Below are 837 nucleotides of genomic sequence, written 5' to 3'. Positions count from 1 at the left end.
GACAGACCGGCTCTTCGAGACGGTAACAGACAAACTCGAAGAATAATCTGCTGTGTTGAGCAACTCTTCTATAGCACTCTAAAATCCACCGAACGCTACGATCAACGGTATGAGACTTGAATAGCTCAAAGCGGATTTTAATCGTTAGCCGATTTCTTTATCCGTCGGTTCTCATATGTTCTTGCGGGCAGTATTACAGTCGGCCCGTTGCCCGCATTCCCGACCCCCCACGTTTCCCACACTCCCCCTTTTCAGCGGTAATTCATCATCCCTACTACCACCTTCTCGCTGTTTCACAGAAGGGTTCTAGTCTCAGGTCGTTGTATCGAGGAATGCGTCCACTTCCGCTGTGATCACTTCGGGCGCTTCACCGGGGCCACTGTGGCTAATACCTTCAAATTCAACGAGACGACTGTGTGGGAGTGCCTCGTGGACTGCGCGGGCGCTCTCTCGAAGGAAGTCCGGTCCATCAGTCCCGGTCAACACGAGTACTGGGGCGTCAACGTCAAGCTGGTCAGGAAGCTGATATTGCTCGACAGCTCTGTTCATTCGGACGACCTCTTCGGCGAGCTCCACGCAGTCCGGCCAGACCGGCCATTCTTCTAACCACGCGTCAAGATCGTCGGTTCCCTCTGGATTGAGCACCAATTCGATGTAGCGTTTCACCGCCTCGTGACGTTTTCCTTCGTCGATGAGGGCAGCCATACGAGCGGCGAGATTGGCTTCTACACGATACTCATCAGGTAGGACCGCAGGCTCGTATGCGATGACCGCTTCGACGGATGCGTCCGTCGCTGCTTCGATGGCCGTGAGTGCGCCGTAGGAGTGGCCAAACAG

Annotated in this window: 1 protein-coding gene; it reads right to left on the bottom strand. The window is 54.7% G+C overall.

Annotated elements, in window-relative coordinates; all coding sequences use genetic code 11:
* Positions 1–312 precede the first annotated feature (312 nt).
* On the bottom strand, positions 313–837 hold a 525-nt coding region (locus tag DVK07_RS19915; RefSeq protein ID WP_147441269.1), incomplete at its 5' end, for an alpha/beta fold hydrolase.

Source organism: Halorubrum sp. Atlit-26R (assembly GCF_003666015.1).
Lineage (GTDB): Archaea > Halobacteriota > Halobacteria > Halobacteriales > Haloferacaceae > Halorubrum.
The sequence above is the reverse complement of the archived record's forward strand: the minus strand, read 5'-3'. Positions and strand labels throughout refer to the sequence as shown.